Origin of the sequence: Sporolactobacillus vineae DSM 21990 = SL153, from assembly GCF_000377985.1 — a bacterium.
In the GTDB taxonomy this organism is placed as follows: domain Bacteria; phylum Bacillota; class Bacilli; order Bacillales; family Sporolactobacillaceae; genus Sporolactobacillus; species Sporolactobacillus vineae.
The window spans coordinates 16,956-36,202 of sequence record NZ_KB899042.1 but is presented as its reverse complement, the minus strand read 5'-3'; the positions used below and the strand labels follow the sequence as shown (position 1 = coordinate 36,202).

The following is a 19,247-nucleotide window of genomic DNA, read 5'->3' as shown; positions in this document are numbered from 1 at the left end:
GGCAGCAAAATGAAAGGGCGTGAGAAAATGATGAAATTACTTCAATGGACGCAGCGCAATTTGGCGGCGATTACCTGGAGCTGCGGGGGATGGATTGCCGCAGGTTATCTGAGCCTTCTTTTGCTTCACTGGCAGCCAGGCTATCTCTTGAGCCTCGGCATCGCTTCCCTGATTGGTTTTCTGCCTGTTTTTCTGAGCGCGGTTCAGGCGCTGAGAGTACACACGATCAGTATCGAACTGCTCATCAGCATTGCCGTTACCGCCGCATTTCTGATCGGTGAGGCTGCCGAGTCGGCGATCGTGACTTTTCTCTTCCTGTTCGGCAACATCCTCGAACGTAAAGCATTGGCAAAGACGAGACAATCGGTAAGAGAACTGACAGAAATGGTCCCGTCGACAGCGTGGCGGAAGGAGGGCAACCAATGGGTTCAGGTTGACGTCGATGAGGTGCAGAAGAGAGATCATCTGCTCGTGAAAACGGGGGCTCAGGTACCGGTGGACGCCCGGATTATCAGCGGCTCCGGCTATCTTGATGAAGCCAGTGTCACCGGCGAGTCGCGGCCGGTCAGGAAGGAAACGGGGCAGATGGTGTTTGCGGGTACTTTTCTTGATAACGGGACCTTACACATTGAAGCCGAGCGGATCGGAGAGGATACGACGTTCGGTAAGATGATCGAACTCGTTGAAGAAGCCCAGGACAGCAAGTCGCATACAGAACGATTCATTGACCGGTTTTCCAGGGGGTATACGCCGATCGTGCTGCTGCTCACACTGGCGGTCTGGCTGTGGACGCGGGATCTGCGCCTGGCCGTCACGCTTTTGGTGCTGGGATGTCCGGGGGCACTGGTGATCGGCGTTCCGGTATCAAATGTCGCCGGCATCGGAAACGGTGCAAAACATGGTGTACTGATCAAAGGCGGCGAGATCATGAGCAAATTCAGCCGGGTCGATACGCTGGTGTTCGATAAGACAGGAACACTCACTCGCGGCAAGACCGAAGTGACCGATGTTGCTGCATATCGTGACGATTTTGACGATCTTCTTGCTGTTGCGGCAGCCATAGAAAAAGAGTCTGATCATCCGCTGGGCCGGGCGATTGTTGCTTATGCAGAGAAAAAAGCCTTGCTCCGCCCAGTCGCAGTCCGGAAAACCATGGTGATCAAGGGAAAAGGAATTCGTGCGGAAGCGGACGGCCGGATCTATCTGATCGGAAGCGAGCAGTTGGTGACGGGAGCAGGCATCCGTCTGCAAGCGGCACAGCTTCGCAAACTGGACCAGATGCGCCGTGCAGGCGTTTCGACGGTTCTCTTTGCCGGAACTGACAGCCTAATTGGTATTTTTGCCGTGGCTGACCGGCTTCGGGACGATGTTCCCTCAGCACTGGCCTGGCTGCGCAAGCATGGGATTCGCCAGGTGATCATGCTGACCGGAGACAACCGGCAGACGGCTGAAGCGATCGGACAACAGGCGGGGATTGATAAGATTCGTGCCGGGTTACTCCCGGAAGATAAGGCTGCTTATGTTGAAAAGTTAAAAAAGGACGGTCATTACGTTGCGTTTATCGGCGACGGAATCAATGACAGCCCGTCGATCGCAGCGGCGGAGATTGGGATTGCTATGGGTCATGGGACAGACGTGGCTGTGGAGACCTCCGACCTCGTTCTGATGCGTTCCCGTTTTTCCGAATTGGTGCATGCTTATGGGCTGACGAGGAAGACGGTGGGAAACATGAAAGAGAACATTGGCATTGCACTTGCTACGGTTCTGCTGCTGCTGGCCGGACTCATTGCCGGAATGATTGACATGGCCGGCGGAATGCTGATTCATGAGCTCAGTATTCTGATCGTTGTAGCTAATGCGATGCGCCTGCTCGGCTACCGGCCGGGAAGATTCCGGAAATCGGCAAGAACTTGATGACGATCAATTTATCCGGATGTGAACGGACTTATGCTTAATTTAAAAAGGAGGAGAAAAGAATGAAAATAATCATGCAACTGGATGAATTAACCTGTCCCTCATGTATGCAGAAGATTGACACGGCGCTTAAGAAACAAAAAGGGGTCGAAGACGTGCGCGTCCTGTTTAATGCGAGCAAGGTCAAGGCCACCATTGATCCTGACCAGGTCACAGCATCTGAACTGTCCGCTGTTATTGAAAAGCTGGGTTTTGCGGTTCAGTCTGTCAAAATGAAACAAGGAGTGTGAATGGACGATGACGATCGATGAACAGTATCAGACAGAGCTGGCACAGAGTGAGAGAGATCATCACACCCCGACGGCCGGAGCAATGGTCGGTCATATATTAGCGAACCTGAAGATACATCGCAATAAGCTCAGTCAGGGGGCATATTTTGTTTCAGGAGACAGGGGCCCGTTGGTCCGCCGCTTTTTTCAGGGTCTGGCTCTGGAAGAAGACCGGCAATTTGACCGGCTGGCCGAATTGATGTTAGATGAACATGAAGTGATTCCGACAACATCGGCTGAATTCACCCGCTATTCTATGATTGAAGAGAGTGGAAAATTCAAGTATGAATCTGCCCCGGCAATGCTGGAAGCTGCAGGGAAGGATTTTGACACACAGCTTCTTTTTCTGACTCGCGGGATCAAACTGGCGGAACAAGAAGGAGCGTTCCCGCTGCAGCATTTTCTGATCGGGCTTCAGGGCTGGATGAATCACCAGAACCGGCTGATTCACGCGTATACCGGCACAAAATTCGAAACGGCGGCGGATGAAGAGGATTAGTTCCGTGAAGTGGAGGTGATCGCGATGCAGCATTGTGCCACTCTGGTACCATTATTCAGCCATCTTGAAGATCGGGATCTGGACAAGATTAACAACCGGATCTATGATCGCACCTACCATAAAGGCGAGCAGATCATCCGTCCGGACGGGGAGCCGCAACTGGTGATTGTGGCAGGCGGATCAATGAAGGTGTATCAGCTGTCACCTTCAGGAAGAGAACAGCTGCTGCGTATCATCGGGCCCGGAAGCTACGAAGGTGAAGCGGCACTGCTGGGCGCCGAAAACAACAATCTGTTTGCCGAATCTTTACAGGAAACAAAAGCCTGCATTCTGCGGCGACAGGATTTTGTCCGGCTGCTGCAGGACGATCCTCAATTGAGCCTCAAGCTGCTGGAAAGCAATGCTGCGAAAATCGTTTCTATTGAAGAACAGGCACGTTTATTGATGCTCGGAACGGTGGCGTCACGGCTGGCCACTTATCTGACCAACTTAAATAAAACGGAGAGCGGAGCCACATTCCAGTTGCCGCTCAAGATGAAAGAACTTGCTGGATTTCTGGGGACAACCGCAGAAACACTGTCCCGGACCTTCCGCCAGCTTGAGGAACAAGGGCTGATTCAACGGAAATGGCGTCGCATAACGATCTGTGAGCCTCAGAAACTCGAAGAAATGACGCGGTTATGACCGATGGGTCGTGATCGCCTTTTTTTTCTTCATTAAATGCGTAATTGAAAAAATGGGATGGCAGAGCAGCATCCACTTACCGGAATAGCGCATCACAGTTTTTATTTTTCTCCGGTATTCCGGCCGGTAACAATGGACTTTGCAGTTGGAACAGGCGCCCTTGTTCTCCCCGAAAGGGCAGTACGAAAGCCGCATCAGCGCGTAACGCTCCAGATCACGGCAGCTTTCGCACAAGTCTTTACGACGGTGTTTCTTGCGGCAGTAGATGCCGATCATTTTCACAACGGTTTCTTGTTCTTCTCGGATCACCGGGCCATCGTTTATTTTCCTAGGCAAAGTGCATTCCTTCTTTTATGAGAGTATGCCGTGTCGGCGCCGATAGGATGCAGGCGTAACGCGGGGAGTAAATCGTATCTGACTGTATCGTAAAACAAAAGCAGCCGAAGGGATATGACCTGGATCAATGCGTCAGACTTGACCGATCCCTAAGACGGCTTTTTCCATGCCGGCACCCGCACAAAAATAATCTTGCATTGTCTCATATTTTTTTACGTGCTATATTATAATGTAATTTAAATGATTGTTTCATAGAGACACAGGGGGATTTATTTTTGGTTATCAAACATGTCGCAGGCAACGGCGTCCGTATTCTCCTTGAAAGAATACCTTACGTCCGGTCCGTCAGTCTTGGAATCTGGGTCGGTACAGGGTCGCGTTATGAAAATACGGCCAATAACGGGATCTCACATTTTATTGAGCATATGCTGTTCAAGGGCACAAAGACACGGACGGCCAAGCAGATCGCTGAAGCGTTTGATCGCATCGGCGGACAGGTGAATGCGTTTACGTCCAAAGAATGCACGTGCTATTATGCTAAGGTTATGGACCGGGATGCATCCTATGCACTGAACATTCTGGCCGATATGTTCTTTCATTCTCGCTTTGATGTCGCCGATATGGATAAAGAGAAAAAAGTGATCGGAGAAGAAATAAAAATGTACGAAGACACGCCGGATGACCTGGTGCACGATTTACTGAGTTCGGCGAGTTTCGCGCATCATCCGCTCGGGTATCCGATTCTGGGCACAAAGCGGACACTGGCTGATTTTAAGCCGGATGATCTGAGAAAGCATATGCACACCCACTATACTCCGGACAATATTGTTGTCTCGGTCGCCGGAAATATCAGTGAGGATTTTATTGCGGAGATCGATGCGCTATTCGCTCAATATACGGTGCCGGAAGGAGCAGAGCGCCAGCCCGCCCCTTCATTCAGTCCTGGAAAAATTGCCAGGAAGAAAGAAACGGAGCAGGCACATATCTGTTTCGGCTTTGAAGGTGTATCCAGTAATAATGAAGAAATCATTCCGCTGATCGTTATGAACAATGCACTGGGCGGCGGGATGAGCAGCCGGCTGTTTCAGCAAGTGCGTGAGGAACGCGGCCTGGCCTATTCGATTTTCTCCTTCCATACGGCATTCAAAGACAGCGGTCTGCTGACCGTCTACGGCGGTACGGCGGCAGACAAGGTTGGCGAACTCGGAAAAACAATGATCGAAACGATTCATACGATGGTTGACGAAGGCCTTACGGATGAGGAACTGCAAAGCAGCAAGGCGCAGATCAAGGGAAGTATGATTTTCGGCCTGGAGAGTACGAACAGCCGGATGAGCCGGAATGCAAAGAACGAACTGATTCTGGGGCACGACCGCTCGGTTGACGAGATGATCCGCAGAATCGATGCGGTGACGCCTGAAGAGGTGCAGAAAGCGGCCGAACGGATATTCAATACTCCTTATTCGTGTTCCGTGGTCAGTCCGACCGGCCGGCTGCCTGAAGCCATCTGATTTCCTTCACGATCTGTTTCGCTTTGTGCGATAGTCAACTTAATGTTTTTGTGTAAACGGGGTCCGGTTTTGTCTGGTCCCTTTTTGTGTGCCTGCCGTTCTCACGTCGGCAGGCTTTTGTCATACGATAAAGTATTGAATGAATTATCGGCTGATGCGGAAAAGGTTCCGAGATCGGCTGATGCGGAGGTTAAGGCCAGATGCTGACAAACAGGCATATTGTGGTCCTGGGAGGCGATGCACGGCAGATTCAGGTGATTGAGAAATTGATTAGCCTGGATGCCCGTATCTCGCTTGTCGGCTTTGATCAGCTTGACAGGAACTTCAATGGTGCTGCCAAGGTAGCAATGGATGAGCTGCATCCGGAAGAAATTGACAGTCTCATTCTGCCTGTAAGCGGTACAGACGATCAAGGTCAGATCGAAACCACATTTTCTAATGGAACGATCCGGTTGACCAGGGACTGGGTCGAAAAAACTCCTGAACACTGTGTGATTTATTCGGGGATTGCAACTGCATTCCTGAATCAACTTACCAAGGAAACGAAAAGACAAGTGATCCGTCTCTTTGAGCGTGACGACGTATCCATCTATAATTCGATCCCGACAGTGGAAGGGACCCTTATGGTCGTGATTCAGAATACGGACATCACCATCCATCGTGCACGCATCATCGTGCTCGGACTCGGCAGAACCGGCATGAGTCTGGCCAGGGCGTTTCATGCCCTTGGCGCACAGGTGAAGGTCGGCGACCGGGAACCGGAACACATTGCCCGGGCAACAGAGATGGGTGTGGCCGCATTTCACCTGAAAGAACTGGAAAAGGAAGTTCAGGATAACGAGATTTGTATCAACACGATACCTGCGCTCGTCCTGACGAGCCGCGTCCTATCCAGAATGCCCTCGGACAGTCTTATTGTTGACGTCGCTTCGAAGCCCGGCGGCACCGATTTTCGTTATGCGAAAAAACGCGGGATCAAAGCGCTGCTTGTTCCGGGACTGCCGGGACTGGTCGCACCGAAAACAGCCGGCAGAATCATCGCCAATGTGATCGCCGAACTGCTTCAGGATAAATTAAAGGGGGAAGAGTCAGAGTGACACTTTCAAAGACACATATCGGTTTCGGTATCACAGGTTCACATTGCACTTACAGCCAGGTCGTGCCCCAGGTGCAGAAGCTCATCGATGCCGGAGCTCAGGTGACGGCGTTTGTGACTTATACCGTGGCGAATACCGTCACCCGCTTCGGTGACGGGAAGGATTGGGTGGCGAAGGTGGAATCTCTGACCGGCCGGCCGGTAGTCAGCAGCATTGTCGATGCCGAACCGTATGGCCCGAGCACACCGCTGGACTGTATGGTGATCGCGCCGCTCACGGGTAATTCACTCAGCAAAATGGCGAACGCTCAGACCGATTCGGCAGTTCTGATGGCTGCAAAAGCGACGCTTAGAAACGGTAAGCCGGTGGTGCTCGGCATTTCAACCAACGATGGCCTGAGTCTCAGCCTGCAGAATATTGCGAAGCTGATTGTGGCAAAGAATATTTATTTTATCCCTTTCGGTCAGGATGATCCGGTAAAAAAACCCAACTCGCTGGTCGGGAAAATGGATCTGCTTCAGGACACTGTTGAGTCGGCCATCCAGGGCAGACAGCTGCAGCCGGTCCTTGTGCCCAAAAATCAGTAATATCCAAATTTCAGTTCAGCCAATTCGATTGGAATATGCTAAAATAATGAAGGTTATCAGGGAGATGAAAAGGTTAGACCGGATTCTCCCTTTTCTTCAACTTGCAATGATTATATAATAAAAAAATGACAAACCCGCAGAGGCCGGTTCAGAAGGAATGGCATTTACCTGAAAATGCTGCTTCAAATGATGGTGTGCTTCCTGAAATCCGGACAGAAAAGGGTTCAGACAGGAGTAAAGTCGGGACGGACGCCGGAAGATGGCACAGACACCGATCATCCTGTGGAACTGAAGGGGCGGTTAGAGATTGAAAATCATTGTACAAAAATTCGGCGGGACTTCGGTCCAGAACGAAGAAATGAGGAAACATGCAGTAAATCATGTGCTGCGTGCCGTAAAGAGAGGTTATAAGGTCATCGTGGTTGTCTCGGCGATGGGCCGGACAGGTGATCCTTATGCCACAGATACGCTGCTCAGTCTGGTAAATGAATCCCTTAGTTCACCTCGTGAACGGGATATTCTCATGTCCTGCGGGGAAACGATTTCGATGATCGTCTTCTCAGGGCTGTTAAAGGCGGCCGGTATCCAGTCAGAGGCGATGACGGGTGCTCAGGCCGGATTCCGGACAAATGATTCATTTAACGATGCCAAGATTATTGAAATGAAGGTCAATCCTCTTCTGAAACGTCTGGAAGAGCTTGATGCGGTAGTTGTTGCCGGCTTCCAGGGACAGACACGTGACGGTGAAATCACGACGCTTGGCCGTGGCGGCAGCGACACCTCGGCTGCAGCTCTGGGGGCAGCCGTTGATGCGGAATGGATTGATATCTTCACGGATGTCGACGGCGTGATGACTGCCGATCCCCGGATTGTCAGGGATGCACGGCAATTATCTGTTCTGACATACAGTGAGGTCTGCAATCTGGCCTATCAGGGCGCAAAGGTCATTCACCCGCGTGCCGTGGAAATTGCGATGCAGGCCAAGATTCCGCTTCATATCCGTTCAACCGGTTCGGACAGTCCGGGAACGCTGGTGACAATGATCAACCGCCCGGAGCGGGGCAGGGACATGACCGAACTGCCGGTGGCCGGGATTACGTACGTGAAGGGCGTGACTCAGATCCGCGTCCGGGCAGGAAAGAACGATTACGATCTGCAGGCCAAGGTCTTCAAAGCCATGGCGGAGCAGGAAATCAGTGTGGACCTGATTAACATCAGCCCGAACGGTGTCGTTTATACAGTCATGGAAAAGATGACGGACCGTGCCGTCCGGATACTGCGTTCGATGGGTTATGAACCTGAGGTTTTGAAGGGCTGTGCCAAAGTATCGGCGGTCGGTGCCGGCATGGCCGGCATGCCGGGCGTTGCCTCGCGGATCGTCAATGCATTGACCGATCAAGGCATTCGGATTCTCCAGTCATCAGATTCACACAACACCATCTGGGTTCTTGTCCGTCAGGATAAAATGGAACTTGCGGTCAATGCGCTGCATCATGCCTTTCATCTTGAAACCGACCGCAAAACAGTGAATCTGGAACATCCAAAACAGGAGTGAGAAAAATGGATTTTGGGAGATTGCTGACAGCAATTGTTACCCCATTTGATGAACATGGAGCATTAAGTCTGGAAAGAACGACGGCATTACTGGAACATCTTATCGAAACCGGATCAGACGGAGTTGTCGTCGCCGGGACGACCGGCGAATCACCGACCCTTTCCGATGATGAGAAACTGGCACTTTTCAAGCACGTCGTCAATGTATCGAACGGGCGGCTTAAAGTCATCGTCGGCACCGGCACGAATAATACGCATCACTCCGTCGAATTTTCGAAAGAAGCGGCAAAGCTTGGCGTCGACGCGATCATGGCCGTGGCGCCATTTTACAATAAGCCGAACCAGGAAGGCATCTTTGAACATTACAAGGCCATTGCCGGCAGTGTCGATGTCCCTGTGGTCATCTATAACATTCCGGGACGTTCCAAAGTGAATATTGAGGCTGAAACGATTATCCGGTTGTCAAAGATCAAGAACATTGTTGCGGTCAAGGAAGCAAGCGGTAATCTGGATCAGATGGCTGCAATCATCAGCGGTACGGATGACCGGTTCCATCTTTACAGCGGGGATGACGGGCTGACGCTGCCGATTATGTCGATCGGCGGTCAGGGCGTGATCTCTGTCGCTTCACACATCATCGGTCCGGAAATGAAACAGATGATCGGTCATTTCCTGAATGGGGATCATGATGCTGCAGCGTCAGAGCACCGGGCGATGCTGCCGTTTATGCGGGCACTGTTTGCTCAGCCCAGTCCGGCTCCGGTCAAGGCGATGCTCGACAGTCTCGGCATCTCTGTCGGTGGTGTGCGGCTGCCGATGGTTCCACTTACAGCGGCTGAATTCAACAAGTTGTCGGCCATATACCGGAAATACGAAGAAACTGAAGGAAACGCAGCCGGTCAGACATCAAAATGATTTGATCGATGATTCAGGGGCAAGTAAGGACCGATTCTTATTTGCCTCTTTTTCATGCGCGTTTTCAAGTACCGGATGCTGCAAATGACTTTCTGCCGTCTCACTGATGAAGCATCCGGCTAGTTTCAGGGAGATCGGCGGAATCATTGTACTTTAATCAGCCGTTTGGTTATAATAAGGGCAATGATTAGTTCGGGTCAAAGCGATGACTGTTTGTTTAATTAAATAGGAGGAATGCCCATTGTCACATTCGAAGCGTAATGGCATCAGAATCTACGCAATGGGCGGCGTTGGCGAAATTGGAAATAATATGACGGTCATTGAATCAAGTCATGACATTTATATTATTGATGCAGGTTTGATGCACCCGCACGAAGATATGCTGGGTGTGGATACAGTCATTCCGGATGTATCTTACTTGGTGGAGAAGAAGAGTAAGGTCCGGGCTGTGCTGCTGACACATGGCCACCTGGCGAATATCGGCGGGCTGCCGTATCTGTTGAAAGAATTAAATGTTCCCGTTTATGGAACCAGGCTGACACTGCAACTGGTTCAGGAAAGCTTGAAAAGTGCCGGAGAAAGCGATAAGAATGTTTCCCTGATCACGATAGATCCGGATCAGGAAGTAAAGATCGGCCAGTATCGTTTTTCCTTTTTCAGGACCTATCACAGTGTTCCGGATGCCATCGGTATTGCCATTCATACACCGCAGGGCAATATCGTCCACACAGGCGACTACAAGTTCGATTTTACACCTGTCGGCGGCGTGCGGACGGAAGTCAGCAAACTGGCGTCGCTGGGGGACGAAGGTGTGCTTTGCCTTCTGGCCGACAGCAAGCACTCGGAAATTCCCGGAAAGGCACCGTCGGATTCAGCAATTGGAGATGCGTTTAACAATATTCTCTATACGGCGGCCGGCCGGGTCATTGTGGCCATTCATGCAACCAATCTTTATCGCATCCAGCAGTTTGTCAATGCGTGTGTGCGGCACGGACGTAAAGTTGCCGTCGATGGTAAATTTCTGGAGAATACCATTTCGTTCGCGATTAAAGATGGCTTTTTGAAGGCACCTGACAATGCTTTTCTGAGCTGGGAAAAAGCGTCGGGTTATCCTGCTGAGAAGCTGGCCGTTCTGACCAGCGGACCGGACGGGGATCCACTGACGCCTTTAACAGGTATGGCTAATCATGTGCATAAAAAATTAAAACTCAGAGAAAACGATTTGATTATCTATGCCGCTTCATTGACACCAAGCAATGAAAAGACGGTCACGAACGCAATCGATCAACTGATGAGCGACGGGGCAGATGTAATTTTCGGCAAACCGGTACATGTTTCCGGTCATGGATCTGCAGAAGACATTAAATTAATGCTTCAGCTCACTCGTCCGAAATATTTGGTTCCCATTGACGGTGAATTCAAAATGCAGCGTGTTCATCAGGAGATCGCCGAATCGATGGGAATTTCGGCTGATCGGGTATTCTTGCTCGACCGCGGCGATGTTGTCGAATTTACTGAGGGCGAAGCAAGGCAGACCGATTCGGTACCTGCCGGGCAGCTGCTCGTTGACGGTCTGGGTGTCGGTGATGTCGGTAATATTGTGCTCAGGGATCGTCGCCTGCTCTCGCAGGACGGTACAGTAGTCATTGTCGTCACTCTGGGCCGAAAAACAAAACGGATTCTTGCCGGACCGGAAATCATTACTCGGGGATTTGTCTATGTCAGGGAGTCGGAAGACCTGCTGGATAAGGCAAATCAGATTGTTTCCGAAGTGTTGTCAAAAGCATTGACGCAGCACGTTTCCGAATGGTCATCGCTGAAAAATGGAATCCGTGATGCACTGAGTCGTTTCTTTTTTGATCAAACCAAACGCCGTCCAATGATACTGCCAATTATCATGGAATTTTAAAAATCAGGTCCTGAGGGCCTGATTTTTTTCGATCTTCGTTCATTCATACTCTTTTATGCGCACGGAAGGAATATTTGCAGCGGATAACGAATAAAGGGTTCAGCCGGACTTTGCGAGACTGATAATAATAGAGTAAATTAGAATGAGGTGTTTGTATCAGGTGGCTCGCCTCGATTTGATCAGCGCATTGCAAATCGGGCGGGAAACGGTGACTCTTACTATTTCCAGAGGTGTAACTATGTCGGGCAAAAAGCAGAAACGCGCACGTGCACGAAAAGGATGGAAAGAGACGCTGATTTATGAAGTCGGCGGACTCTGCATGTTTGCTCTGACCTGTATCGGGATCAGCGCGCTTGGCGCTGCCGGTCAGGTCATCAAGGAAGTCTGCCGCTTTTTTGCCGGAGACTGGTGGATCATCCTGCTTTTGTATTCGCTTGCGCTTTCAGTTTATTACGTACTGTTTCGCCGCCAGCCGGTCTTTTTTACGCGCCGGCTGACCGGTTTCTACATACTCTCTTTATCACTGATGCTGATCGGGCATGTCCGGCTGTTTGAAACACTGTCTGCAGTGAATCAGTGGCAGAACCGTTCCGTCATCTTTAATACATTTTTGCTTTTTCGCGGTGAGCTGACCGGCTCCATGCCGCCGCATGGTCTGGGAGGCGGTATGATCGGCGCCGTTTTCTTCGCCTTTTCTCATTACCTGTTTTCGACAACAGGTACGTTATTTATTTCTGCTCTGCTGATCCTGATCTCCGGAATACTGATCACCGGCCGGTCGCTGCGCGATACCTTGAAGAAGCTGTTCGGCGGCCTGTTCCGCAGTATCGTTCAGAGCCTGACCGGGATCCGGAAATCCATCGGGGAAATGCTGCAGAGAAAGAAGGAGACACGGAAAAGAAGGCGCAAGCCGTCTGAACCGGAGGCACCCATTAACCCTCTCCAGGAGGAGCCTCCTTATCCGGAACCGGAAATTCATGATTTCAATGAGCGGCAGACGATGGCGGCGGACGTGCAGCCGCCGAAGCAGCCGGTTGCTGAAGATCATTCCTCCGCTCCGGAGCATGAGACGGCTGATGAATTTGTGACAGAGACGGCAGAAAATGAGGATTACACACTTCCGCCGCTGGACCTGCTCAATATTCCGAAGAAGAATGCGCAGAATAATGAGCGTAAACGCATTGCCGAGAATGCTAAAATTCTGGAACGGACCTTTGAGAGTTTCGGTGTGCATGCGGCTGTCCGGGAAATTCACCTCGGACCTGCAGTCACCCGCTATGAGGTTTATCCTGAAGCCGGCGTTAAAGTCAGCCGGATTCTCAGTCTGAGCGACGACCTGGCACTGGCGCTGGCGGCCAAGGAGATCCGGATTGAAGCGCCGATTCCCGGCAAGTCGGCGGTCGGCGTGGAGGTCCCGAATCAGGAAGTGGCGATGGTCGGGCTTCGTGAAGTACTCGAGTCGAAAAATGCACAGCGGGCAAAATCCAAACTGACCATCGGGCTCGGACGCGACATATCCGGTGAACCGATCTTATCCGATTTGAATAAGATGCCGCACCTGCTTGTTGCCGGAGCGACCGGCAGCGGCAAGAGTGTCTGTATCAACAGCATTATCGTGACCTTGCTGATGCGAACCAAACCAAGTGAGGTCAAACTGTTCATGATCGACCCGAAAATGGTTGAACTCAATGTCTATAACGGGATTCCGCATCTGCTGACGCCTGTCGTCACCGATCCGGCGAAAGCGGCCCAGGGCCTGAATAATGTGCTTGGGGAAATGGAACGACGGTATGAGCTTTTTTCCGAGAGCGGGACGCGCAATCTGGAAAGCTATAATGAAGCGGTCAGAAAATACAATGCGGAGCATGACGAGAAGCAGCCGCTGATGCCCTATATCGTTGTGATTATCGATGAACTGGCCGATCTGATGATGGTCGCATCAAAGGAAGTCGAAGAAACTGTGACCCGGCTGGCACAGATGGCCAGAGCAGCAGGTATCCACCTGATTATCGCCACACAGCGACCTTCAGTGGATATCATCACCGGTGTGATCAAGGCAAATATCCCGTCACGAATCGCGTTCAGCGTTTCATCGATGATGGATTCACGGACGATTCTGGACTCCGGAGGGGCGGAGAAGCTGCTGGGCAAGGGGGATATGCTGTTCTTACCGATCGGTGCGTCGAAGCCGATTCGCATTCAGGGTGCTTTTCTTTCGGACCATGAAGTGGAAAAAGTGGTTCAGTATGTCATCGGTCAGCAGAAGGCTCATTATCGGCAGGATATGATCCCCGATGAGCATCCGGAGAGCCGCAAAGAAGAGCAAGTGGATGACGAACTTTATGATGATGCCGTGCAGCTGGTCGCCAGTGTCCAGACGGCGAGTGTTTCCATGCTCCAGCGCCGGTTCCGGATCGGGTATACACGCGCGGCGCGACTGATCGATGCGATGGAAGAGCGGCATATCGTCGGTCCCTATGAAGGCAGCAAACCGCGTGCTGTTCTGATCCCGAAACCGACTGATGAAGCAACTACCCGCTGAGTCGTGGTTTTCTGACCGAATATTTATTAAGTGAATATTTTCTATCGGCCGTTTCTTAGCGGCCGGATGATTTTTTTCCCGGGGATGATTGAGCTGAAAAATATACTGATTACCGGTGCCAGTGGAACGATCGGCCGGGCGATTGCCCGGAAACTGGCCGGGTCAGGCAATTCATTATATCTCCATTTCCATCAGGACAGGAAAAGTGCCGCTGAACTTGCCCGTGGTCTTGAGAAGGCTTATCCGGATCAGGTCTTCAGCTGTGTTCAGGCCGATCTTTCTGAGCCGGACGGTCCGGACAAGCTGCTCCGTCAGATCCGGCTTCCGGTGACCGGTGTAGTTTACAACTGCGGGAAAAGTGAAGTCGGGCTGTTTCAGGATACTCCGGAACCGGTGGTCCGCGAACTGGTTCAGCTGCAGCTGACCAGTCCGTTTCGTCTGATCCAGTCGCTGATTCAGCCGATGATCAGAGAACAGGACGGCCGGATCGTCTTCATCACCTCAATATGGGGCCTGACCGGTGCATCGACAGAAGTCCTCTATTCGATGGTCAAAGGCGGCCAGAACACGTTTGTCAAGGCACTGGCCAAGGAAGTGGCGCCGAGCCATATCACCGTAAATGCGGTGGCACCCGGCGCAGTGAATACGCCGATGATGAAGCTTTTCAGTGAATCGGATCAGGAGGAGGTAAGATCGGAAATCCCGGCCGGCCGTTTTGCCCGTCCGGAAGAGATTGCCGCACTGGTTCAGTTCCTGCTCGGACCGGATGCCGGCTATCTGAATGGTCAGGTGATCTCGGAGAACGGGGCCTGGTACTGCTGAAGGAGGGCATATTCCGTTTGCCGCGAGTGAACGAACCATTATGGCGGCGCACACATTCCCCGCGGGAAAGCGAGTGCCTGACCCGAAAAACAGCAGACAAGTTTGGCGGATCCTATCGTTAAAAAGTAAGGAATATGATAATATTAACAGGGAGTGGAAAGATTCGGTCTGAAGGCTGCGTTTTCATGGATTGGCTGAAAGTGTACGTCGTCTGCTCGTCGCTTTTTTATCCGCAGGAGACAGGTGCTGTGAAGGCTCTGTGCCGGAGGAACACGGGCTAATGACAGAAGGCAGTGAAACAGACCGATCCGGATCTGATTTTGTTAATTAATTATGGCAGGTGTTATTCGTGAGTGAATTAGGTCAGGCGTTGAAGGAAGCCCGTGAGCAGAAAGAGCTTTCTCTGGATGATCTGCAGGAAAGGACAAAGATTCAGAAGCGTTATCTGAAAGCAATTGAAGATGGGGATTATAAACAATTGCCGGGCACTTTTTATATCCGTGCGTTTATCAAGAGCTACGCCGAGACAGTCGGTCTTGATTTCAGTGCTCTGATTCAACAATATGGTTCGGAAATACCGACGCTGCATCATGATCAGCCGGAGATTCGGACACTTCCGCCGAGCGGGGCAAAACCTGCTCAGACTGCGCGGACAAGCAGGTCCGGCAGTGGCGAAGGCAGAGGAGGGTCTGTCCGGCTGTCCTCCTTTATCAACCGGGCACTCGTGGTCGTCATCGTGCTCATTATCCTGATGGTGGCCTATCTGCTGATTACCGGGGTCATGAGCAATAAAGGAAATAACGGAACAGCAGGCAGCCCGAACAGCGGTTCGTCGGTCTCGTTCAGCGGCAGCAGCTCCAGTTCAGACAGCAGTGCAGCTTCGTCGGATTCAGGGAGTACGGCCGGTTCGTCATCTTCATCTTCTTCAGTACAGCAGACGCTTAAGAAGGACAGCACGCAGGGGACAACCTCAACTTACACACTGACCGGCACACAGAAATTCGATGTTGTCGTCGCTCTGAAAAACGGGCCGAAAGCCTGGTTCGAGGCAAGTGACGCTAAATCAGGCAAGGTAATCAAGCAGGGGGTTGTCTCGACGGCCGGGCCGAAGTCGGTTCACATTAATGCCGCTAATGTGCAGTCACTGAAGCTGAGCTTTGGGGCGGTGCCTTATACGCAGCTCAAAATCAATGGTCAGAATTTTACATTCCCCAGTGGCAATACCGTGCAGAACATTGTGATTAATTACAGTAAATAACTTTGTATAACTAACGGAGTCAGCAGGAACAGGCGGCTCCGTTTCTTTATGGCATGGCCATGTGACATTTCTGTGTCACTGTGGAAAAAGAAAGAATCTTTGTTGGTCTGAATAGGAGGATTTTGCCGTGAACATCGCTAATAAATTAACAGTGACCCGTATGTTTATGATCCCCGTGTTTCTGATCTTCCTGCTTGTGCCGATGCACCTGGGTACTCTGGGTTCCGGAACCTATACCCTTCCTGTCTCGCAGGCCATAGCCGGCATCATCTTTGTTCTTGCCTCAGTAACCGACTGGTTTGACGGCCGAATTGCCCGAAAACGGCACTTGATTACTAATTTCGGAAAGTTTTCCGATCCGCTGGCTGACAAACTGCTGGTCATGAGTGCCTTCGTGTCGCTCGCCGGTATGGGCCGGATGGCATCATGGATGGTGATTGTGATACTGGCCAGAGAATTTGCGGTAACCGGTTTGCGGCTTGTTGCGGCAGGCGAGGGCGACGTGATTGCGGCAGGCAAAATGGGAAAATGGAAGACGCTTTTTCAGATGCTCGCCATCATTTTTTTCCTTTTCAATAATATTCCCTTTGGTCTCAGCGGCTTTCCCCTGGAACAGATCCTGCTCTGGATCGCCGTTGTACTGACCATCTTGTCCGGAGCCGATTATTTCATCAAAAATCGTCAGGTGCTGCTTCGGTCTAAATAAGTATCGGGAGTTGCAGCTGACAGCTGAGTGGCTGATAATGAATTGAGAGACTGATTGAATGGTTAAAAAGACAGGAGTAAGGCTTAATGAATGCAGAACTTATCGCGGTCGGATCGGAACTGCTCCTCGGTCAGATCGCCAATACGAATGCTCAGTTTATTTCGGAACAGCTGGCCGGTCTGGGAATCAATGTGTATTTTCAGACGGTTGTCGGTGATAACAGGACCAGGCTGATTCAGTCGATCCGGATTGCCGAATCGCGTGCCGATCTGCTGATCTTTACAGGCGGGTTGGGACCGACGGAGGATGATCTGACAAAAGAAACGGTAGCAGAAGTGCTTGGACGGAAAATGGTTCTGGACACTCAGGCCATGGACGAGATCCGGAATTATTTCAAGACAACAGGCCGTGAGATGACGGAAAATAACCGGAAACAGGCGCTCGTCGTCGACGGGAGCACGATACTTCCCAACAGACACGGGATGGCGCCGGGCATGATTATTGAAAACAGCGGCAAGACATTCCTGCTGATGCCGGGTGTTCCTTCAGAAATGAAACCGATGTTTCTCGATTTTGCCGGAAGCTATCTGGCCAAAAATCATGCCCCTGAGATTCATTCACGTGTGCTGCGTTTCTTCGGCATCGGTGAATCTCAGCTTGAGACCAGGCTCATTGATCTGATCGATGCCCAGTCCAATCCGACGATCGCACCGCTGGCCAAGGAGGGCGAAGTGACCCTCCGGCTGACGGCCCGTCATGACCGGCCGCAGGAAGCGAAGAAACTGCTCGACCGCACAGAACAGGCGATCGATCAGCGCGTCGGTGCCTATTTATACGGCTATGGCGAGGATTCACTGGCTGACGTGGTATTCCGGAAACTAAAGGCTGAGAAAAAGACCATCGCGTTTGCCGAGAGTCTGACGGGCGGCATGGCTTCCGAATGGATCACAGCATTCCCCGGTGCGTCATCCGTTTTGATGGGCGGCGTGGTCTGCTATACGAATGCGGTGAAGCAGGATGTACTCCATGTTCCTGCTGAAGTTCTCGATCACGACGGGGCGGTCAGTGCCCGCTGTGCAGAACTTATGGCTTCATCCGTCCGCTCACTGTGCCATGCAGATATCGGCGTCGGTTTCACAGGCGTCGCCGGTCCGGACAAGAGTGAGGGGAAGGATGTCGGTACGGTCTATATCGGGTTTGCGGATCAGAGGGGTGCACGGAGCATTCTCTGCCACCTCAGCGGAACACGCCGGATGATCCGGATCCGCTCGGTCAAAACCGGTCTGGATATGGTCAGAAGATACCTTTCCCACCTTCCGGATCTGCACTGACAGACAGAATGTGCAAAAAGCGAATATATATTCGTGGGAACAGTTGTGCTTATTTATAAAAAAAGGTATGATAATAATACGAAGCATGAGGAGATGACTGGGACAATGGCTGAAAACAAGGAAAGAAAGGCAGCGCTGGACAGTGCGTTGCGCCAGATTGAAAAGCAATTTGGAAAAGGTTCGATTATGAGACTGGGCGAACAGCCGGATCAGCGTGTGTCTACGGTGTCCAGCGGTTCACTGGCTTTGGATATTGCGTTAGGGGTCGGCGGCTATCCCCGCGGCAGAATCATTGAGATTTACGGTCCTGAATCTTCGGGTAAAACGACGGTTGCCCTCCACGCCATTGCTGAAGTGCAGAATGCCGGCGGTCAGGCCGCCTTTATTGATGCCGAACATGCCCTGGATCCCGTGTATGCACAAAATCTCGGTGTGAATATCGATGAGCTGCTGCTGTCCCAGCCGGATACCGGCGAACAGGCACTGGAAATTGTGGAGGCACTGGTCAGAAGCGGTGCGATTGATATCATTGTGATTGACTCTGTGGCCGCGCTTGTTCCGAAAGCGGAAATTGAGGGCGAGATGGGGGATTCTCACGTAGGGCTTCAGGCACGTCTGATGTCTCAGGCGCTGAGGAAACTTTCCGGAGTAATCAGCAAATCAAAAACCGTTGCGATTTTTATCAACCAGATTCGTGAAAAAGTCGGCGTCATGTTCGGCAATCCGGAAGTGACACCCGGGGGACGTGCACTGAAATTTTATTCTTCCGTTCGCCTTGAAGTCAGACGTGCCGAAACATTGAAGATGGGCAACGACATCGTCGGCAACCGGGCAAGAATTAAAGTTGTCAAAAATAAAGTGGCGCCGCCGTTTAAACAGGCTGAAGTCGATATTATGTATGGAAAGGGCATCTCGTCCGAAGGGGAGATTCTGGATATCGGTTCGGACCTGGACATTGTGGAGAAGAGCGGTTCATGGTACTCATATAACAAAGAAAGGCTCGGCCAGGGACGCGAGAATGCGAAGCTCTTCCTCCAGGAAAATGAACCGGTCAAAGAGAAAATTAAGAAAGCGATCCGGACGCATTATCACCTCGACGATGATGAAACAGATACCGAGGAACCGGAAAAAGCGAAAGAGACGCAACCGGCAGGCAAGGATACCGAGTGAGCGTCCCAATATGAAAAGAGAATAATTGTTTCGGAGCCGTCTTCCTGTGAGAAGGCGGTTTTTCGTTTACAGATCAAAAAAGG

Annotated in this window: 17 protein-coding genes; 16 read left to right on the top strand and 1 reads right to left on the bottom strand. The window is 51.4% G+C overall.

The annotated features are described in order from the left end of the window. The first annotated feature begins 27 nt into the window (after nucleotides 1-27). The 4 genes from D889_RS0100180 (at nucleotide 28) to D889_RS0100165 (ending at nucleotide 3,426) form a co-directional block, all read left to right on the top strand. Entirely contained in the window at nucleotides 28-1,914 is a 1,887-nt protein-coding gene (locus tag D889_RS0100180) for a heavy metal translocating P-type ATPase (protein WP_238537546.1), read from the top strand. A 62-nt stretch (nucleotides 1,915-1,976) separates the two neighbouring features. Beyond that, on the top strand, nucleotides 1,977-2,204 hold the full coding sequence (locus D889_RS0100175) for a heavy-metal-associated domain-containing protein (RefSeq protein ID WP_010630906.1): 228 nt from the start codon (nucleotides 1,977-1,979) through the stop codon (nucleotides 2,202-2,204). 7 nt (nucleotides 2,205-2,211) lie between these two features. Beyond that, complete coding sequence (locus D889_RS0100170; protein ID WP_010630905.1) at nucleotides 2,212-2,742, top strand: ferritin-like domain-containing protein; 531 nt, start codon at nucleotides 2,212-2,214, stop codon at nucleotides 2,740-2,742. Nucleotides 2,743-2,766: 24 nt separating this feature from the next. Continuing rightward, on the top strand, nucleotides 2,767-3,426 hold the full coding sequence (locus D889_RS0100165) for a Crp/Fnr family transcriptional regulator (protein WP_010630904.1): 660 nt from the start codon (nucleotides 2,767-2,769) through the stop codon (nucleotides 3,424-3,426). On the opposite strand, the gene D889_RS0100160 is transcribed toward D889_RS0100165, so the two are convergent. Further along, nucleotides 3,421-3,762, bottom strand: coding sequence for a nitrous oxide-stimulated promoter family protein (locus D889_RS0100160; protein WP_026039006.1), 342 nt, complete (start codon nucleotides 3,760-3,762; stop codon nucleotides 3,421-3,423). The two genes, D889_RS0100165 and D889_RS0100160, sit on opposite strands and share 6 nt — an antisense overlap. A 275-nt stretch (nucleotides 3,763-4,037) precedes the next feature. Here D889_RS0100160 and D889_RS0100155 point away from each other — a divergent pair, with 275 nt between their 5' ends. From D889_RS0100155 to recA, 12 genes are all read left to right on the top strand, one after another. After that, nucleotides 4,038-5,273 (top strand): M16 family metallopeptidase, encoded by a 1,236-nt coding sequence (locus D889_RS0100155; protein ID WP_010630902.1) that lies wholly within the window; start codon nucleotides 4,038-4,040, stop codon nucleotides 5,271-5,273. Between the two features lie 200 nt (nucleotides 5,274-5,473). Beyond that, on the top strand, nucleotides 5,474-6,370 hold the full coding sequence (gene dpaA, locus D889_RS0100150) for a dipicolinic acid synthetase subunit A (RefSeq protein WP_010630901.1): 897 nt from the start codon (nucleotides 5,474-5,476) through the stop codon (nucleotides 6,368-6,370). Then, entirely contained in the window at nucleotides 6,367-6,957 is a 591-nt protein-coding gene (dpaB, locus tag D889_RS0100145; RefSeq protein WP_010630900.1) for a dipicolinate synthase subunit B, read from the top strand. Before dpaA ends, dpaB begins: the two co-directional genes overlap by 4 nt. A 307-nt stretch (nucleotides 6,958-7,264) precedes the next feature. Further along, nucleotides 7,265-8,512 carry an aspartate kinase gene (gene dapG / locus D889_RS0100135; RefSeq protein ID WP_010630898.1) on the top strand — a complete coding sequence of 416 codons (1,248 nt, stop codon included), beginning with the start codon at nucleotides 7,265-7,267 and terminating at the stop codon, nucleotides 8,510-8,512. Nucleotides 8,513-8,517: 5 nt separating this feature from the next. Next, the gene (dapA, locus tag D889_RS0100130) at nucleotides 8,518-9,426 is read left to right on the top strand and encodes a 4-hydroxy-tetrahydrodipicolinate synthase (protein ID WP_010630897.1); all 909 of its coding nucleotides are present in this window, start codon (nucleotides 8,518-8,520) and stop codon (nucleotides 9,424-9,426) included. Nucleotides 9,427-9,667: 241 nt separating this feature from the next. Next, nucleotides 9,668-11,335 carry a ribonuclease J gene (locus tag D889_RS0100120; protein WP_010630896.1) on the top strand — a complete coding sequence of 556 codons (1,668 nt, stop codon included), beginning with the start codon at nucleotides 9,668-9,670 and terminating at the stop codon, nucleotides 11,333-11,335. A gap of 238 nt (nucleotides 11,336-11,573) precedes the next feature. Beyond that, the gene (locus D889_RS0100115; RefSeq protein WP_010630895.1) at nucleotides 11,574-13,877 is read left to right on the top strand and encodes a DNA translocase FtsK; all 2,304 of its coding nucleotides are present in this window, start codon (nucleotides 11,574-11,576) and stop codon (nucleotides 13,875-13,877) included. Between the two features lie 84 nt (nucleotides 13,878-13,961). Further along, nucleotides 13,962-14,699: an elongation factor P 5-aminopentanone reductase gene (ymfI, locus tag D889_RS0100110; RefSeq protein WP_051001343.1), complete on the top strand. Its 738-nt coding sequence runs from the start codon at nucleotides 13,962-13,964 to the stop codon at nucleotides 14,697-14,699. A 349-nt stretch (nucleotides 14,700-15,048) separates the two neighbouring features. Next, a complete protein-coding gene (locus tag D889_RS0100105) occupies nucleotides 15,049-15,957 on the top strand; it encodes a helix-turn-helix domain-containing protein (RefSeq protein WP_010630893.1) in 909 nt (302 codons plus the stop codon). A gap of 127 nt (nucleotides 15,958-16,084) precedes the next feature. Beyond that, nucleotides 16,085-16,663, top strand: a complete 579-nt coding sequence (pgsA, locus tag D889_RS0100100; RefSeq protein ID WP_010630892.1) for a CDP-diacylglycerol--glycerol-3-phosphate 3-phosphatidyltransferase — start codon at nucleotides 16,085-16,087, stop codon at nucleotides 16,661-16,663. 86 nt (nucleotides 16,664-16,749) lie between these two features. Beyond that, a complete protein-coding gene (locus tag D889_RS0100095; RefSeq protein ID WP_010630891.1) occupies nucleotides 16,750-17,994 on the top strand; it encodes a competence/damage-inducible protein A in 1,245 nt (414 codons plus the stop codon). A 105-nt stretch (nucleotides 17,995-18,099) separates the two neighbouring features. Next, nucleotides 18,100-19,164 (top strand): recombinase RecA, encoded by a 1,065-nt coding sequence (gene recA / locus D889_RS0100090; RefSeq protein WP_010630890.1) that lies wholly within the window; start codon nucleotides 18,100-18,102, stop codon nucleotides 19,162-19,164. The last annotated feature ends 83 nt before the right edge of the window (nucleotides 19,165-19,247 follow it).

Bases quoted from the DNA above. Each gene is read 5' to 3' on its own strand.
- D889_RS0100180 (WP_238537546.1), top strand. From the start codon at position 28: ATGATGAAATTACTTCAATGGACGCAGCGCAATTTGGCGGCGATTACC.
- D889_RS0100175 (WP_010630906.1), top strand. From the start codon at position 1,977: ATGAAAATAATCATGCAACTGGATGAATTAACCTGTCCCTCATGTATG.
- D889_RS0100170 (WP_010630905.1), top strand. From the start codon at position 2,212: ATGACGATCGATGAACAGTATCAGACAGAGCTGGCACAGAGTGAGAGA.
- D889_RS0100165 (WP_010630904.1), top strand. From the start codon at position 2,767: ATGCAGCATTGTGCCACTCTGGTACCATTATTCAGCCATCTTGAAGAT.
- dpaA (WP_010630901.1), top strand. From the start codon at position 5,474: ATGCTGACAAACAGGCATATTGTGGTCCTGGGAGGCGATGCACGGCAG.
- dapA (WP_010630897.1), top strand. From the start codon at position 8,518: ATGGATTTTGGGAGATTGCTGACAGCAATTGTTACCCCATTTGATGAA.
- D889_RS0100115 (WP_010630895.1), top strand. From the start codon at position 11,574: ATGTCGGGCAAAAAGCAGAAACGCGCACGTGCACGAAAAGGATGGAAA.
- ymfI (WP_051001343.1), top strand. From the start codon at position 13,962: ATGATTGAGCTGAAAAATATACTGATTACCGGTGCCAGTGGAACGATC.
- D889_RS0100095 (WP_010630891.1), top strand. From the start codon at position 16,750: ATGAATGCAGAACTTATCGCGGTCGGATCGGAACTGCTCCTCGGTCAG.
- recA (WP_010630890.1), top strand. From the start codon at position 18,100: ATGGCTGAAAACAAGGAAAGAAAGGCAGCGCTGGACAGTGCGTTGCGC.